Raw genomic sequence first — 407 nt, 5'->3', positions numbered from 1 at the left:
GCGTTGCGGTGGTGGTGCTCAGCGATGCCAAAGGGCTCGGCGCGGCCGATGAACGCAGCTACAAAGAGCTGGTTGACGCCCTGCGACGCGATACTCGAGACGTCGTGATGCTCCAGGACTTCGTCACCACACCGCCCCTGCGGGAGCTCATGACCAGCAAAGACAATCAGGCCTGGATCCTGCCGGTCGGCCTTCCCGGCGACCTGGGTTCGACCCAGTCCAAGCAGGCGTACGCCCGCGTCGCTGACATCGTCGAACACCAGGTCGCAGGCTCGACACTGACGGCTAACCTGACCGGGCCCGCGGCCACCGTCGCCGATCTGAACCTCACCGGGCAACGGGACCGCAGTCGCATCGAGTTTGCGATCACGATCCTGTTGTTGGTCATTTTGCTGATCATCTACGGG

The 407-nt window shown here is 63.6% G+C and carries 1 protein-coding gene; it reads left to right on the top strand.

The genetic code is table 11. The annotated features are described in order from the left end of the window. Positions 1–407: MMPL family transporter (locus tag C0Z16_RS37180; RefSeq protein ID WP_158244591.1), on the top strand; the 407-nt coding region annotated here is incomplete at both ends.

Source organism: Paraburkholderia rhynchosiae, assembly GCF_002879865.1.
In the GTDB taxonomy this organism is placed as follows: domain Bacteria; phylum Pseudomonadota; class Gammaproteobacteria; order Burkholderiales; family Burkholderiaceae; genus Paraburkholderia; species Paraburkholderia rhynchosiae.
This window is presented reverse-complemented; position numbering and strand designations above follow the sequence as displayed.